13 protein-coding genes are annotated in these 15,915 nt (G+C 34.2%); 1 reads left to right on the top strand and 12 read right to left on the bottom strand.

Features of this window, described 5'->3' with window-relative positions:
* Positions 1–8: 8 nt before the first annotated feature.
* The 3 genes from G551_RS16195 to G551_RS0105355 are packed head-to-tail and all read right to left on the bottom strand — an operon-like array spanning position 9 to position 4,802.
* Positions 9–3,020: a gliding motility-associated C-terminal domain-containing protein gene (locus tag G551_RS16195; protein ID WP_051191283.1), complete on the bottom strand. Its 3,012-nt coding sequence runs from the start codon at positions 3,018–3,020 to the stop codon at positions 9–11.
* A 38-nt stretch (positions 3,021–3,058) separates the two neighbouring features.
* Entirely contained in the window at positions 3,059–3,895 is an 837-nt protein-coding gene (locus G551_RS0105360; RefSeq protein ID WP_027884586.1) for an ABC transporter permease, read from the bottom strand.
* 1 nt (position 3,896) lies between these two features.
* A complete protein-coding gene (locus tag G551_RS0105355) occupies positions 3,897–4,802 on the bottom strand; it encodes an ABC transporter ATP-binding protein (protein WP_027884585.1) in 906 nt (301 codons plus the stop codon).
* Between the two features lie 91 nt (positions 4,803–4,893).
* On the opposite strand from G551_RS0105355, the gene G551_RS0105350 reads away from it, so the two are divergent.
* The gene (locus G551_RS0105350) at positions 4,894–5,961 is read left to right on the top strand and encodes a hypothetical protein (protein WP_027884584.1); all 1,068 of its coding nucleotides are present in this window, start codon (positions 4,894–4,896) and stop codon (positions 5,959–5,961) included.
* 543 nt (positions 5,962–6,504) lie between these two features.
* On the opposite strand, the gene G551_RS0105345 is transcribed toward G551_RS0105350, so the two are convergent.
* From G551_RS0105345 to G551_RS0105305, 9 genes are all read right to left on the bottom strand, one after another.
* Positions 6,505–7,563, bottom strand: coding sequence for a nucleoid-associated protein (locus tag G551_RS0105345; protein ID WP_027884583.1), 1,059 nt, complete (start codon positions 7,561–7,563; stop codon positions 6,505–6,507).
* A gap of 157 nt (positions 7,564–7,720) precedes the next feature.
* Positions 7,721–8,233, bottom strand: a complete 513-nt coding sequence (locus tag G551_RS0105340; protein ID WP_027884582.1) for an IS1096 element passenger TnpR family protein — start codon at positions 8,231–8,233, stop codon at positions 7,721–7,723.
* 27 nt (positions 8,234–8,260) lie between these two features.
* Positions 8,261–9,283, bottom strand: a complete 1,023-nt coding sequence (locus tag G551_RS0105335) for a COX15/CtaA family protein (protein ID WP_027884581.1) — start codon at positions 9,281–9,283, stop codon at positions 8,261–8,263.
* The gene (locus G551_RS0105330) at positions 9,276–10,718 is read right to left on the bottom strand and encodes a CCA tRNA nucleotidyltransferase (protein WP_027884580.1); all 1,443 of its coding nucleotides are present in this window, start codon (positions 10,716–10,718) and stop codon (positions 9,276–9,278) included. The genes G551_RS0105335 and G551_RS0105330 overlap by 8 nt, the downstream gene beginning before the upstream one ends.
* Before the next feature lies 1 nt (position 10,719).
* Positions 10,720–11,280 carry an L-threonylcarbamoyladenylate synthase gene (locus G551_RS0105325; RefSeq protein ID WP_027884579.1) on the bottom strand — a complete coding sequence of 187 codons (561 nt, stop codon included), beginning with the start codon at positions 11,278–11,280 and terminating at the stop codon, positions 10,720–10,722.
* A 342-nt stretch (positions 11,281–11,622) separates the two neighbouring features.
* Positions 11,623–12,678: a glycosyltransferase family 4 protein gene (locus G551_RS0105320; protein ID WP_027884578.1), complete on the bottom strand. Its 1,056-nt coding sequence runs from the start codon at positions 12,676–12,678 to the stop codon at positions 11,623–11,625.
* 13 nt (positions 12,679–12,691) lie between these two features.
* Positions 12,692–13,555 (bottom strand): glycosyltransferase, encoded by an 864-nt coding sequence (locus G551_RS0105315; protein WP_027884577.1) that lies wholly within the window; start codon positions 13,553–13,555, stop codon positions 12,692–12,694.
* Positions 13,556–13,560: 5 nt separating this feature from the next.
* Entirely contained in the window at positions 13,561–14,739 is a 1,179-nt protein-coding gene (locus tag G551_RS0105310) for a glycosyltransferase family 4 protein (RefSeq protein WP_027884576.1), read from the bottom strand.
* Positions 14,739–15,851: a glycosyltransferase family 4 protein gene (locus tag G551_RS0105305; protein WP_027884575.1), complete on the bottom strand. Its 1,113-nt coding sequence runs from the start codon at positions 15,849–15,851 to the stop codon at positions 14,739–14,741. Before G551_RS0105305 ends, G551_RS0105310 begins: the two co-directional genes overlap by 1 nt.
* Positions 15,852–15,915 lie beyond the last annotated feature (64 nt).

The raw sequence follows: 15,915 nt of genomic DNA, 5'->3' as shown, positions 1-15,915 counted from the left end.
AATTTAAACTATCTATTCAAATAAACCCAACCTCTGTAGATATCGTAATTAGGATCGTTAAGGTTTAAGATATAATAGTACGTACCTGTCGGTAATTCTTTACCTTGATTGTTTAAACCTTCGTTACTAGTGCCGTCCCATTCCGGGATGTCGTTATTTCCTTGATAAATAAGCGTTCCGTAACGATTAAAGATCTTTAATTCGAAATTTTCGAAGATGTTATAAAGTCCACTAATTTCAAAAGTATCGTTTATACCATCGTTGTTAGGCGAAAAACCTTCAGGAATAAAGGGCGGACAGTTTTCTACGGCGATATTAAAATCGTAAATTTTGTAGCAGTCGTCTTGTTCTTCAACCCTAATAAATATTTGCTGAGGATCAGAAATCGAACCATAACTACTCGGCGTGGTGATTGGGTTCATAAGAAAACTAGCATCTGCGGAAGAAGTATAGTAATTCTCTATAATTTCGGTATTGCTAAGGGAGAGGAATTCTTCAATTTCAGTTAAATCGAAGGTTGCTAGATTAAACCCTTCGTCACAATAAAGCAAAGTTTCATTTAAAGGAATATTATCTATAGAATTTATATTTAGTGTAAAGCTTGTTGTGGTGTAGCATTCGGGCAATTCTTCATTAGAAAGTCTCACGAAGATTTCTTGAGGATTACTGATGTTGGTGTAGTTAGTTGGAGTAGTAATTTGATTCTGATCTAAATCTGCATCTTCTTGCGATGTATAATAATTTATGGTAGCATCTTGTCCATTAAGGATTGTAGATTCATTATCAGTTAAATTAAATAGAGCAATTTCATCATTAGTACTATCATCACAAAGAGTTATATCTGCTGGCTGGTATGCTTCCGGAGTATCAACAACAGAAATTAAAAATGAGTCAATGATATAGCAGTCTTCATTGTTGCTGGATGAAATTCTAATAAAAATCTCTTGCGGATTATTTTGATTGGGATAGGATGATGGATTAATGATAAAATCTGAATTATTATCAGCTTGAGAGAATGTTTTAAAATAGTTTACTTCAACGTTTGTTTGTGTACCAATTGCTATTGATGTATTTGGAGTTAAATCGAAAGTTGCTTGTAAACCGTTAGGGTCACAGGCTTTAAATTCTTCAATAATATTTCCCATAGAAAGAGAAGTGACTTCTAGCTCAAAGCTTGAGATTGTATAGCATTCAGGATGATCACTATTAAAAAGTTTGGTGTAAATAGTCTGAGGATTTGTAGTGTTTTCAAAATTTTGAATATCCTCAATTTCATCGATAGAATTAGCTAGATCTTCTAAATTGGTATAATAATCTAAACTCGTGTTATTTTGAGCATTAGTCATAAGATCATCATTAACTGAAAGATCGAAAATAGATATTCCTGAATCGTCTTGATATTCGCAAGCAGTCAAATTATTTGGCACACCAGAGATGGGAGTGCGATTCACGTTTAAGAAAAACGAATCGGTGAGGTAGCAGTCTTCATCTCCTTCAAAAGTAATACGAACAAAGATTTCTTGAGGGTTAGAGCTGTTTTCAAAATTTGTAGGATCATCTATTGGAGTTTGATTATTTTCTGCTTGGCTTTCGGTAAGAAAATAATCGATATTTATATTTTGTTGTTGCCCAATAGCGATTGGAGTATTTTCTGTTAAGTCGAAAATGGCGACATTAGGATTAGAGGTATTTTCACAAGCTTCTAAATTTATTACTGCATTTTCAAAATCGAAAATAGGAATAGCTATTGAAAACTCTATAGAGTTATTATCATTATTAATTTCAGGAACTATAATATTACCATCTACATCTTCATTAACGATCATTGTGATTGTATTTGTTGCAGAAACATTATTAGGTAAAGTAATATTAATTTGTCCTGCTTCAGAACCATCTATAGGAATCGAGTTTTGAGTTGAAGTTTGCCCTACTAATTCATCTTCAATATAAAATAGAATAGGCGTGTTTGGTGGTAAGGCTCCAGTACAATTGAAGTTATTGACGGTGTAATCCAATTGAAATTCTGAAGAAAAACAAGTAGTATTAATAGTATCAATTTGAGGTGAAGGATCTGGTAAAATACTATTAAGTACGGTAACTACATTATTTATTAAAATTAGATCGCCTCTAAGTTGAAAGACTGGATTTTCAGGAGTTCCTACATTTACTACCCCTCCTGTATGAAGTTGAATAGTTGCAGAAGTATCGCCGACATCAATATTATTTTCAATATTAAAAAAATCTAAATCCATATTATATAGCTCATCGCTATTCGTAAAACTATTGGTGCCATTAAAAACGTTACCTTCGGGGTTTAAAGGTTCGTTGAAGATCTCATTTCCATTTACCAATAAATTTTCACCTATGCCTAAGTCAGAATCACCTTCCCATGCTAAAAAACCAATTTTAGCACCTTCATTATCTATAACACTTAAATTATTTAATTGAATAGTGAGATCTGGTTCGTCGACAGAAACTCCTTGCAAACCATCAAAAATACTAAGTTGATTGAGTGGTAGCGAAGCATCTTCATATACAACTGTGATCGACCAGCCTCCAAAATTTGTTGCATTATTGCAGTAAGGTACTATAGCTTCTTGTAAATCTAATTCTGAAAGTGTATAGTCTCCATTTCCTGTATTTTGAAGGATAGAAGTAACATCTGCAAAAGCTGAAAAAAATAAAAGATCTGTTCCGTTTGTTTCAAGCGTATGATTAAATGTTCTTTCAGCAGTTATATCAAACCCATTTAGATTGACTTCAAAATCGCCTTCTCCCGAGCCAGCCCAATATAAATAAGCAGCAACTACATTTTGACTCGGTTCTAAAGTTAATGTAGCTGCTGCCGATGTATCTATTTCACAAACTCCGCAAAGATTATTTTCACAGGAGTTTAGTGTTGCTCCAATTGCGGTATAATCGTATCTCCCATTAAATTGTGAGTATAATTCAATATCCTGCGCAGACAGAGAATGAACTGAAAACAAGAAAAATAAGAGGTTGAGTAATTTTATCTTCATAAGGCTAATTCTCCTTAAAGATAAAACAAATATCTATACTACAAATCTCTCTTTTTCAATAATGCATAAGAACCCCAAACAAAAATTGTTGTCCAAACCAAGACGATCAAAACGCTATACCAATGTACAGCATAATCTGTAGATATATCTGTCTGTAATTGATTTGCAGCAGATTGTATAAAATTGAGTCGGGTAACAGGTTGTTTTATTAAATTATAAGTAGCTTCTAACGGAAAAAACTGCATCACACTATCGGCTCCACTGTCAGTATGAGTTATTTTAAACCGAACCACTACATGCACAATTTTTTCAATAATCCACCAGACAAATAGAAAGCCTAGGGCAAAAGCAGATCGTTTAACTAAAATGCCTAAAAACATACAGAAAGAAAAGAAACCTACCAGTTTAATAAAATAAGCTAGTAAAAATTCTAATTCAGAAAAAATGATCGAAAATTCTGTATAATCTGAAAAGGATAAACCTAAGATCATTGACAATAAGAAAACAAATACGGTAGAAGCTGCCGAAAATGCTAAAACGGTATAGAACTTTGAGAGAATAAACTCTTTTTTGCTCATCCCGTCAATTAAATTCTGTTTAAGCGTTCGGTTGCTGTATTCGTTAGACATCATCGATACGATCACGATAGCTAAAAATAACTTTAAGTAAGAAATGATGAACGAATTAAAATGCCAGATATAAGGAAAGTTAAAAATTCCTTGATCGGCCACATGAATATTAAAACCGATAAAATTAAAATCTATGGAAGCTAAAAGCGCTATAAATAATGGTAGAATAAAATAAATAAGCGTCAAAATTTTTGTTGACTTGCTATATCTAAGTTTATGAAATTCTATATTGAGTAATCGTAACATATTAGGCGTTTTGTTTGGTTAGTTCTAAAAATTGCTGTTCTAAACTCTCTTTTCTTTTCACTAAATGAGAAAGCACAATTCCTTTTTCAAAAAGCATTGCATTGAGTTCTTCAGCTTCAATAGGTTGGGTGAGCATTGCTTTGGTGAGTCCGGTTTCTTCATCGATAGAAACTTTTTCAAACCAAGGATGGTTTTTTAATGCGGCAAGTAATACTTGATCGTCTTTGGCTTGCATTTCAACGTAACCGTGACTGGCATTCATTTCATCAACGCTTCCCGAATAAAGCATCACACCTTTTCGAATAATGATTACGTGAGAACAAACTTTTTCAACTTCGTCTAATAAATGTGAAGCCAAAAGTATGGTGGTTCCCATAGCGGCAATTTTTCGAATAATTTCTCGAATTTGATGAATCCCTTGCGGATCTAACCCATTGGTCGGTTCATCTAAAATTAAAATTTCAGGATCGTTAAGTAGGGCAGAGGCAATGGCCAAACGCTGCTTCATCCCTAAAGAAAAGGTACTAAATTTGCTGTTTTTTCGATCTAATAAACCTACGATCTCTAGCTTTTCTTCGATTTTAGCATTTTTTACATTCTTAATTTTACAGACTAAATTAAGATTTTGCATCGCCGTCATATAAGGATAAAAATTAGGCCGCTCGATAATAGCTCCTACTTTTTTTAAGGCATCGTGTGTAGTTTCATTCCCATTAAACCACTGGAAATCTCCACTGGTTTTATTTACCACATTTAAAACCATTCCTAAAGTGGTTGATTTTCCACTTCCGTTAGGTCCTAAAATTCCGTAAACATTTCCTTTTTCTATGGTGAATGAAAGATTATCGACCGCTGTAAGCGCACCGTATCTTTTCGTAAGCCGATTAATTTGTAGTATTGTATTCAAAATAGTATTGGTTTTGTAAATGTGACGACCAAGTTGAGGTTTTGTTACAAAGTTTAGCAATTGACTCTCTAAATTTTATTAAATTGTCGCTATGGAAGAGAAACTGATGTCTAAGAAAAAGCCCATTTTTCCGATCACCGAAAAATTGAGCAAATACTTAACAAAATTCAATCGATACACTAAAATACCGGTCTTTTACGACGATTTACTTCGTTTTTCGGGCTCTATTGTGGTTTACAACAAACACGATGAAGATACGCTTTGGGTGCGCTGCTATTATCCCGATCACGAACGTACCGAAATTGATAACAGCTTAAAACGGGTATATACCATTTTACATTCTGATGGGAGTGACGATGCATTTCAGTTTTTAAATGTCGATGCGATCGATTATTGCACCTTCGGAAACTCGAAACCCTTTCGTATAAAAGTTAGAAATGTACTTAATGATAACTTCACCTATTTTTATGTGAAGAAAGCCGATGCTTCTCGAATCTACGGTTTAGAGTTAGAGCATATTTTATCGCCACATCGAATTAATTTTTTACTCTACAAAGACACCTTAATCGAAGCACATATTGCCGGAATACCCGGAGATGTTTTTATTGAAGAACAATTAGAAAGCTGTAGCGAATACACCAAGAATCTCATCGCGAAAGAATTTGTGAAATTCAACGAACGTTGTACTATTCGGCTTTTAGGCGATATGCGTTCGTATAATTATGTGATTATCCCTACGCACGATTTTGATCACGTCGATTATCAAATTAGAGCGATCGATTTTGATCAGCAATGTTACGAAGGAAATTTAAAAGTGTATCGACCACAGTTTTTCAAAGAAAATTACCCGATGGTGAAGTTGGTCACCACGCATTTAGAAGAATCTTCTATCGAGCAATACCGAAAAGAAGAACGCTCCCAAATGGCAAAACGATTAATTACCAGCCAAAAGCGTTTCAAGCTTTTAATTGCTTGTATGACGGCCGATCATATTTCAACCAAAGAGAATTTAAAACAATTAAAATTTGATCTTGTTGAATATTCTAAAGACATCAAGTTTAAACGTGCTCGAAGTATGGGCGGAATTTTAAAAACCGCACTCGAATTTGTAAAACGAAATTACGTCGATACCAATTCAAAAGAGATTATGGAGTTTTAAGTTTTGAGATTGAAGTTGAAACTGAAGTCGAAATTGAAATTGAGTTCATTTTGATTCCTTTGTCTAGCCGTCCTGCTTCAAAATAAAATTCAGCTAGTAAAACCACCCTTCCGACTTATTCCGCTATCGCTTTATAAGCCACCTTCCCTCAAGGGAAGGGACGTTTTAAAATTTAATATTTTATCGTCATGCTGAACTTGAGGTCATTTCGAGCGGAGTCGAGAAACAGCATCGCATCCTCAAAAAAACTGAAATAGAAATCGAAAACATCGTGGTTCCTATTTCAAAACGTCCTGTTTCAAATCGATCAGTAAGTGAAACACCCTTCCGACTTACTCCGCTATCGCTTTATAAGCCACCTTCCCTCAAGGGAAGGAACTTTTTTTGAGTTTGAAGTTGAAACTGAAACTGAAGTAGAAATCGAAAACATCGTGGTTCCTGTTTCTAATCATCCTGTTTCAAAAAAAAAATCAGTAAGAAATAAAAAAAGGATTTAAAAGCCTCAACTTCTAAATCCTTTTTAATCTTTCAACGGAACTCGTTTTATTTTTTCTCTTCTTTGTTGAAATACACCAAGTAGTAATACATTTGGCGCTCTTCGTCCCATCCTTTTTCGATAAATTTTTCAGCACTGTCAGAGTTTACAAAGTCCATTTTAATTTGAACGTTCGTATCTAAATTAATTACACTTTTAATCTTTTTACGCGCAGCAGAAACCGCGGTATTCGATACAGGAAATTCTGTTAGATCTTCAATTTTATATTGAGGAGCTTTCTCTGTTTTATAATGCTTAAACTCTGGTATCAACTCCGGGTTTTCCATCACTTCATTTAAAAAGCTACTTTCTTCAAACTTATCGTTTTTCGCAAAGTGATTCACCGCTCGGTTCATAAACATCACTTCCTGTTGTTTATCTTCCGCAGGCAAAACCACGTCTTTCGCGAAATTCTGACAAAATTTTAGGTAACTCTTCGTGTTGAAATTTTCATCGGCAAAAATATCGACGCCTAAAAATTGCTCTAACCAATATTTAGTATCGTAACGGTTAGAATCTACCGATAAGATCTTGTAACCTTCCTCTTTACTTTTATTAAAAATTAGCGCGCCCTTATCTAATTTATTCAAGTTCACACCTTGCTGAAGTACGGCTTCCAGATTAGAAGATTTCTCTTCAAACTGTAGGAAATCGTGTTTTAATTCAGATTTAAAAATTCCGATCGCTTCTACTTTTTCATTATCGAGCAAAGCATTTTCAAAATACACCACGTATAACTCACCACTTTTAATATGTGGGTGCTTCCCTTCATTAAAAAGCAACTGAGCAATTTTCTTCGATTGCTCGTGAACCGTGCTTGGGTCTGAAAAAACAGTTGAAGCAATTTCATATAGATCGTGAAACTCCAAATCGGTCTCGTGCGAAAATTGATAGTAATTTTCTTCTTTCTCCCGAAAAGATTTCAAGAAATATTCCTTCAACAGCGCGTTCATCTCATCGTTAAAAGCAAAAGGCTGCTCCGATAAGAAAACCCCTTCATTTCTACTTTTATTCCCAACTCGGTGAATAGAAAGCGATTCAATTTGGGCATTATATAAATTAATCATAGTCGGTTTTTTAAGTTAATTAGGGCATTTCCCTCCTTAGGTCGGGTCGGGCTATTCGCTATATCTTTTTTGTTTGTCACTTCGAGCGGAGTCGAGAAGTTTTGACAAAACAAAAAAGGATGCCGCTGCTATCCCTAATGCAAAAGCGGTTTGTTAATTAATTCCAGTTTTGGTCAAAATCGTAATCATCTAGATTTTCAAAATCTACATCATCTTCACCAAATTCATCTTCCAGTTCTGTTTCTTCAGCTTCAAAATTTTTCTCCGGTGGGCTGTCGGGTAACTGTCCGTGCGCAAACATCAAGTTAGGATAATCGCGACCGTCTTCAGCTTCAGTAACATCTGCAAGTTCAACGTAGAACGTCCACATACTAAAGAAATCGTATACATAAATAAGCTTGGTGTTTTTCTCGTCGACTACAGAATCTAGCGATGTTTCATTCATCATTCTAACCGAGTTCATCCCTTCGCTCATATCAAACAAAACGATCTCTTCACCTTGGTTCCATTCTTCATCGGTTAAGTAAAATGAGGCCATTTCTGTACCATCAAAACCAAAAGCTTGCGTTACCGAATTATGAAGATCTTCTAAAGTCGCACTTTCTTCAATCTCAATATCTCTAAAAACGTCATCTAAAGTATCTAAAACTATTCTGAATTTATAAATCATAATTCTTAAAAATTTAGGGCTGCAAAGTTAGGCTTTTTTCAATTGAATCTTCGCCTTGTTGGTCTGCAAAATTAGATAATATTGAACACCAAACAATACCGAAGCGATCACTAAATGTAATGCTTGTGTCGAAAATGGGAAATCTAAATAATACATCAAAATTCCGGTGGCAATTTCAGCTAAAATTAAAACAATCACCCAGTTGGTAAGCGAATAACTTAAGTGATGTTTTTTGTTTTTCCACCAGATCAACAGATTCACAAATAATACTAAAAATGAAAAACTACGATGAATGTAAAATTGTAGGTTAGGATCCTCGAGCCATAAGCTTTTTTCGTACCCTAATTGTTTTACTTGCAGGTCTACAAATTGCCTAACTTCTGTACCAAGAACTACTTGAATAAGCGTAAGAACCGCCGAAAAAATCACCAAATTTCTAAAAGAAGCCAGGTATTTTTTTGAGGTATTTTTTTCTCCTGCTAGATATAAAATGTATAAGATCACGGCAACAATAATGAGTGCAACCACCATATGTAGTGTAATTCTTACCGGAGCCAAAACCGAATAAACTACCGTGGCGCCAAGCCAAGCCTGAAAGCCCATTAAAAAAGTAGTAAACCAGGCGAGAAGCGTAATTTTTTTATTCTTTTTCCATTTCCAAATCGAAAGAATAGCCATTAAGAGAACGGCTAAACCTGCTAAAGCACCCACCAATCGGTTAATATATTCTACCCAAGTATGTGTTGGGTTAAAAATGGCATAATCGTGTTTAGTATAAAGTTCCCAATTCGATTTTTGAAAAGCCTCGGCTGAGGTAAAATTTTGCTTGGCAACTTGCAAAGTTTCGTCTAAAATGATTACTTGCCCTTTTTGGTAATCTTGATGAGCGTGCCATTCTAATTGTGATTGTTCGGTTGGCGGAATGTAATACCCAAAACATTTTGGCCAGTCGGGACAACCCATTCCGCTGCCGGTCATTCTTACTACCGCTCCGGCAACGATGACTAAATACACCAGAATGAGCGATATTTTTACAGTATTTCTAAACATTATTAGTTTTGTTAGCTGTTAGCCCGAGTTCTTTTCCTTTTTTCAACATAAATTGTTGTGCGGCTTTATATTCATTTGGGATTTCTCCTTCTAGAATTGCTTCTTTAATCGCACTTTTGATCATCCCGATTTCTTTAGAAGGTCGAATATTGAAGGTTTCCATAATTTCTTCTCCAGAAACAGGCGGCTGAAAATTACGAATATGATCACGCTCTTCAACCTCTTTTAATTTTTGACGAACAATCTTAAAGTTGTTGTGGTATTTTTTAAAACGTTTCGGGTTTTTTGTAGTAATATCTGCTTCGCAAAGCGTCATTAAATCTTCAATATGATCTCCGGCATCAAAAATAAGTCGGCGTACGGCAGAGTCGGTCACGTGATCTTCTGCAATTACGATAGGGCGGGAGCTCATTAATACCATTTTTTGCACGAACTTCATTTTTTCATTCAACGGCATTTTTAAACGCTTAAAAAGTTTAAACACCATTTTTGCACCTACAAATTCGTGGCCGTGAAACGTCCATCCAATTTTTTTATGAAATTTCTTTGTGGGTGCTTTACCAATATCGTGTAATAATGCTGCCCAACGCAACCAAACATTATCGGTATTCTCTGAAATATTATCGACCACTTCTAAGGTATGCCAGAAATTGTCTTTGTGACGCTGACCTTCTTTTTCGTCTATACCTTGTAAGGCAGAAAGCTCCGGTAAAATAATCGGGAGCAATTTGGTTTTTCTAAGTAACGCAAAACCAATAGAAGGTTTTTCTGAAGATAAAATCTTATGGAGCTCTTCAACGATTCTTTCTCTAGAAATGATCTTAATGCGTTTATGATTTTCGGTAATCGCATCGAGAGAAGCTTCTTCAATTTTGAAACCTAATTGGGTCGCAAATCGAATAGCGCGCATCATTCGTAAAGGATCGTCTGAATAGGTAACACCCGGTGCTAACGGAGTTTTTATGAGTTGCTGTTTCAGGTGTTCTAATCCGTTAAACGGGTCGAGCAGTTTTCCGAAGTTTTCTTTATTTAATTGAAGTGCTAACGCATTGATCGTAAAATCTCTTCGGTTTTGATCGTCTTCCAACGAACCTTGTTCAACTTCAGGATTACGAGAATTTTCGTTATACGATTCTCTTCTTGCGCCAACAAATTCAACTTCAAGATCAAAAGCACGTAACATAGCGGTGCCGTAAGTCTTAAAAACTTGTACTTTGGGTTGGTGTGGCAAAAGTCTCGAAACTTCTTCAGCAAGGGCAATACCGCTGCCAACCGCAACAATATCGATATCTTTAGCTTCACCACGCTCTAAAAAATAATCGCGTACAAACCCGCCAATAGCGTAGGTTTCTAGAGATAGATTTTCTGCGGCTTCGCTGATGTATTCAAAAATTTTATGTGATAAGGCTTCTTTGTAAGTATTCTCCTCAGGCATTTTATTTTCTGATAATTTGCACTTTTCCGTCTAAACTCAATTTAATAATTACAGAGGGTTTAGCGCTTTTTTTAGCTGAGGGCAAATTTACAACATAGTCTACTCCTTTTAAAATTTCCGGACTTATTTGCTGAAAAGATTTTGGAGTCGGTTGCCCGCTGATATTAGCAGAAGTAGAAACAATAGGTTTCTTAAATTTTCTAAGAAGTTGGTTACAGAATTTATCTTTACAAACGCGAATGGCCAGCGAATTATCTTCGGCAATAAGGTTTTCTGCCACGCGAATAGGATCGTCGTAAACGATCGTGGTGGGTTGAGCCGCGTATTTTAAAATATCGTAAGCGACTTCAGGAATTTCTTCTACGTACTGGTTAAGCATCTTAAAATCGGATACCAAACAAATTAGAGATTTACTTTCAGCTCTTTTTTTAAGTGCAAAAATTTTATCTACCGCATCGGCATTGGTCGCATCACAACCAATTCCCCAAACGGTATCGGTCGGGTAGAGTATGAGTCCGCCACGTTTTAAAGTGGTAAGGCAATTGTTAATTTCGTCGATCATTTTAGATATTTAAATAGTCAAAAACTTTTTCTGCAAAGTTGTGATTAATTTCTCTACATTCTTCTAAAATACCGGAGTAATTTTGCGTGTTATAAAATCTGGGATTTGTTTTTTTTTGAAGTTTGGGAAAAATATTTGATTATCTGTTATTTGTAATAATTAATCTCTGCATCATTCTGAATTTATTTAACTCCGTTGAATCTTCGATTTTAGAATCTCATATCATGCTAAAAATCAAAGCTAATTAGATAAGATCCTGAATCGACACTTCGACTGCGTTCAGGATGACAGTTCTGGATGACGAAACATTTTATGATGATTGCGCACATTCAGAAAAATAATTTAGTTGTATATCAATTCATTATAAATTTTCAAATAATCTTCTGCTGCATTTTTCCAACTAAAGTATTGAGCTCTGTCTTTTAAAGCTTTAAGATAAAATTCTTTTTTAGTATTAAAAATTTTCATTCCGTTTTCAAAAGCATCTTTCATAGCTTCTGCTTGAAAATTTTCCCAATAAAAAACTAAATCTTGTCCAATTTCGGGTAATGAGGTTTTGTTGGAAGAAAATATTGGTTTTTGAAAAAACATGGCTTCTACAATTGGTAAGCCAAATCCTTCTCTTAAAGATGGGAAAACAAAGGCTTCACAATTTTTATAATAGAATTGTTTTTCGGTATCACTAATTTTGCCAACTAAGTGAACTCGGTTTTCTAATTTTTTTTGCTGAATAACTTCTCTCATTTCTTCGCCATAAGAAGTGTTGTTTTTTCCGGCTAATACTAGATTGTGATCCGGCAATATTTCAATTAGATCAAGTAAACATTTTAAATTTTTTCTAGGAGCAAACTCCCCAATAAAAAATAAGTAAGGCTCATGAGGGATTATGTTAGGTTTGAAATTTGTCGGAATCATCAACTCTTGGATAGGATTACCATTATAAACCACATATTCTGGCACATCTGGAATTTCGAAATATTGATGAGTCGAACTTTTGGCAAATTCTGAAATGTAGGTAATGCCTTTACTTTTTAAAAGCTTTTCTTGAAAACGAATATGGTTGGGATGTGTTTTTTGTTCGGGAAAAACGGTATTGTGAACGGTTAATAAATAAGGAATGTCATGATAGGGCTCGATCTTAGTATTTTGATTTAATGAATGCCATAAATCGTATTTTTTTCGAATTCTTAGATTTTCATAACGTCGAAAAGAAAAGTATTTTTTGTAGTTAAAACTATTCCCAAATTGTTTTCTGTCTTGTAATATGTTGGGAGAATGTATGGTAAGTTGTACTTCTTTGGGTAAGTTTTTAAAAGCCTTTAGTAATTGAATATTGAATTGGCCAAAACCAAAATAAGGGTTTTTAAGGTTATGAGATTCTAAAAAGACTTTTTTCATAATTTCTGTTTTTTTAACTAACAGTTTTTTGTTTTTTCTTCTTTTTTCGAAGTCGAATCGAACGTTTAAGATCTTTATAAATACATTTAAATTGCGTATCTAAATAATTACCGATACTTAGAAACATCCATTTTGGTTGTGCTTCTAGACTTTCTAAGATCTCTTCTCTTTTTTCGGCGTTCATCTTAAAGTTTTGCAATTCTGCTGCAGCAACCTTACCATAACCCGTAAATTCGTTCACTTTATTTTCTTGATGAATAATCGACATCCAAAGTCTTTTATCATTGATTCGTTCAACTAACGGATCAAGTTTCCAATCTGCATGTCCTTTTTGCCAAACAGATTTTGGCTGTTTATTTTTTTCAATTAAACTAATAAAAGGATTCCAAAGTTGGCGCTTTTTACCTAAACGAAACTTTGGTGAGATCTGTAGCGTAAATCCATCGGCATAATCAAAAGCCCAATGATTTTTTTCTACAAAGCGTTTTTGCACATCGGCTATAAAATTATAAGCAATACAATCGTCATTATCAATTCTGCTGGTTATAAGATATTCTGCAGTTACTTTGCTTAATTCTTCTTGAATAGCAGGGACAAAAGCTTGCATATTCTCTACAAAACGAGGTTGAAATTTAGGGTAACCCAGTGATAAACCCAAGATTCGATCTTTAAAAGTTTTAGGTGTATCTACATCAAAATAAACCAACCAAGTGAAATTTTGATTGCTTTGATGTTTAACCGATGGAAAACAAAAGGATTCGAACAACTTAAAGCGTCTTTCTAACCATTCTTCGGTTAACACCGGAATATTATTTTTAGAAGTGTTCCAACCTTCTTTTTTTAGGTTAAATCGTGTAATGAGGTAATGCTGAAACATAGTTTTTATTTTTTCTCCGCTAAAATTTCTTCGTAATACTTAAAGGAGTTGTTCACCATTAGTTCTTGTGAAAAATTCTTTATTACTTTTTCTCGAGCTTTATTTTCCATTTGTGAAAATGCTTCTGGATTTTGAAAAACTTCAGAGATATGATTTATAAAATCTTCATCGGTATTAGCTATAAAACCGTCTTCTTGATGAGTAATTATCTCTTTTGCTACCGGTATGTTAGAGACAATTGTGACCTTTTCTAAAGCCATAGCTTCAACAATTGTAAAGCCAAAAGTTTCACCTTTCGAAGGAACGATTACTAATGCAGCTTTAGCAATATGTTTGGGTAAATCTAATAAAGAAATATGACCGTAATAGTTGACACTACTTTTACCATTTTTATTTATTACTTCTGTTTTGAGATTATTGAAATAATTTTCGTTTTTGCCAATTATATGAAGTGAAGCTTCAGAAAATTTTTCATGAACTTTATTAAAAATTTTTGCTAATCGGTCTACACCTTTGGCGTCTGATAAAGTACCAAAGTAAAATATTGATTGCGGTATTTTTTCTTGTTGCTTTATTGGTTTAAATACTTCGGTATTAATGCCATTATGAATGACTTTTTTTACTTCAACATCATAATACTTTTTGATAAATGATTTTGAAAAGTGAGAATTCGCAACAGTATAAGATGTTTGTTGTAAAGCTTTTTTTTCTAATTGAATTTTCAATTCATTCCCGGTATGACCCAAAAAGTGATTCCAAAATCCACGTGAGCCGTGATATCTGGTAACTAGTGGGATACTATTATCCCAATATGCTGTGAAGCCATTAAAGGTAAAAGATTGAATAATATCTATATGATGCTTTAATGCAAATTGTTTGAGTTTTTTCGCTAAATATTTACGCTCTTTTTTTAGCCAATAATATTCTAGTTTTTGATTATTTAGCTTAGAACTTAACGAGCGACCTAATTCTGCAAGAGGAAATTTTTTATTGTATTGCTTGAAAAATTCAACTTCAATTTGACCATCAAAAAAATGATGTTTTTTCTTTGAAAAGCCATAAATCTTAATGCTATGACCCTCTTTAACAAGTTGAGTTGCCATAATTTTAAAAAAAGAACCCACTCCACCGGCAGCCGGTAAATTAGGGTGTGCATACTCATTTGTAAAAAAAAGAATATTCATTAGCGATTATTTTTTACCACTTCATTTAATTCGTCAAACATTTTTTTGGCAATAACATCTTTGGTAAAATTATCGATTAAATATTGATAACCGTTTTCTTTAAACTTTTCTTGTAGTGCTTGGTCTGCAAGTAACTGCATCACTTTATCGGCAAAATCTTCAGGATTGCCTACTTCAGCTAGAAGTCCGGTTTTTTGATCGATCACCACTTCTGGTATTCCGCCGGCGTTTGCAGCTACGATAGGAACTTTACAAGCATACGATTCAAGTAAAACGCCACCGGTAGGTTCGTTATTAGAGGTAAACATAAAAAGATCAAAATCGGGTAAGATTTCTGGAATATCTTTTCTGAAGCCGGCAAATATGATATGATCTTCTAAATCAAGTTCTTTTACCAAGTTGCGAATTTCTTCTTTTAAAGCGCCTTTGCCTACTAAAATAAATTTAGCCTGAAGTTGATGTTTTTTTACTAAAATAGCAACAGTTTTTACCCAGGTATGATGATCTTTAAACCCGGTAAATTCGGCGATATTCCCAATAATAGGAAGCGAATTATCAATACCATATTCTTTGCGTAATTTTCCGGTAGGTTCTTGATGTGGAAATTTATTGATATCGGTAACACTCCCGACCACACATAATTTACGATGATCCTTTACGGCATATTTTAAAACATCGACCACCGGATGTGAAACACAAATTATTTTTTTAATGCCATTGTAATTGTATTTCCATTTTCTAAGAAAATTAGTATCTACCCGTCTAATTAATGTGCGGCAAAGTACAAGCGGAGTTTTCATTCGGTAAATAAAAGAAGAGAGTACCGCGAGAGTTTGTGCTTTGCTGCTATGCAAAAATACGATATCGGCATTTTTATCTTTAGCGATTTTTTTAAATTCTTTGGCGAATTTAAAGTCGTATTCAGACTTGAAATCGAAACCGATAACCTGCATATTTTTGGCAGTAGCTCGTTTGTAAACTTCAGAATTATTAGGGCATACAATCCACTGATCTTCTACGTAGCCAAAAGCTTTAAAAGCTTCGTATAAATAAATAATTTTCTGTTCGTGACCTCGCCAACCATCGGCAGCTGTAAATTGTATTAACCTCATGTATTACTAGAATTGGATGCAAAATAACCAAATTTATATTAATACCTACCGAAGTTTAAATTTT

It is taken from the genome of Mesonia mobilis DSM 19841 (genome assembly GCF_000423405.1).
Taxonomy (GTDB): domain Bacteria; phylum Bacteroidota; class Bacteroidia; order Flavobacteriales; family Flavobacteriaceae; genus Mesonia; species Mesonia mobilis.
This window is presented reverse-complemented; position numbering and strand designations above follow the sequence as displayed.

Bases quoted from the DNA above. Each gene is read 5' to 3' on its own strand.
- G551_RS0105340 (WP_027884582.1), bottom strand. From the start codon at position 8,233: ATGATTTATAAATTCAGAATAGTTTTAGATACTTTAGATGACGTTTTT.
- G551_RS0105315 (WP_027884577.1), bottom strand. From the start codon at position 13,555: ATGTTTCAGCATTACCTCATTACACGATTTAACCTAAAAAAAGAAGGT.
- G551_RS16195 (WP_051191283.1), bottom strand. From the start codon at position 3,020: ATGAAGATAAAATTACTCAACCTCTTATTTTTCTTGTTTTCAGTTCAT.
- G551_RS0105360 (WP_027884586.1), bottom strand. From the start codon at position 3,895: ATGTTACGATTACTCAATATAGAATTTCATAAACTTAGATATAGCAAG.
- G551_RS0105320 (WP_027884578.1), bottom strand. From the start codon at position 12,678: ATGAAAAAAGTCTTTTTAGAATCTCATAACCTTAAAAACCCTTATTTT.
- G551_RS0105350 (WP_027884584.1), top strand. From the start codon at position 4,894: ATGGAAGAGAAACTGATGTCTAAGAAAAAGCCCATTTTTCCGATCACC.
- G551_RS0105325 (WP_027884579.1), bottom strand. From the start codon at position 11,280: ATGATCGACGAAATTAACAATTGCCTTACCACTTTAAAACGTGGCGGA.
- G551_RS0105310 (WP_027884576.1), bottom strand. From the start codon at position 14,739: ATGAATATTCTTTTTTTTACAAATGAGTATGCACACCCTAATTTACCG.
- G551_RS0105330 (WP_027884580.1), bottom strand. From the start codon at position 10,718: ATGCCTGAGGAGAATACTTACAAAGAAGCCTTATCACATAAAATTTTT.
- G551_RS0105335 (WP_027884581.1), bottom strand. From the start codon at position 9,283: ATGTTTAGAAATACTGTAAAAATATCGCTCATTCTGGTGTATTTAGTC.
- G551_RS0105345 (WP_027884583.1), bottom strand. From the start codon at position 7,563: ATGATTAATTTATATAATGCCCAAATTGAATCGCTTTCTATTCACCGA.
- G551_RS0105305 (WP_027884575.1), bottom strand. From the start codon at position 15,851: ATGAGGTTAATACAATTTACAGCTGCCGATGGTTGGCGAGGTCACGAA.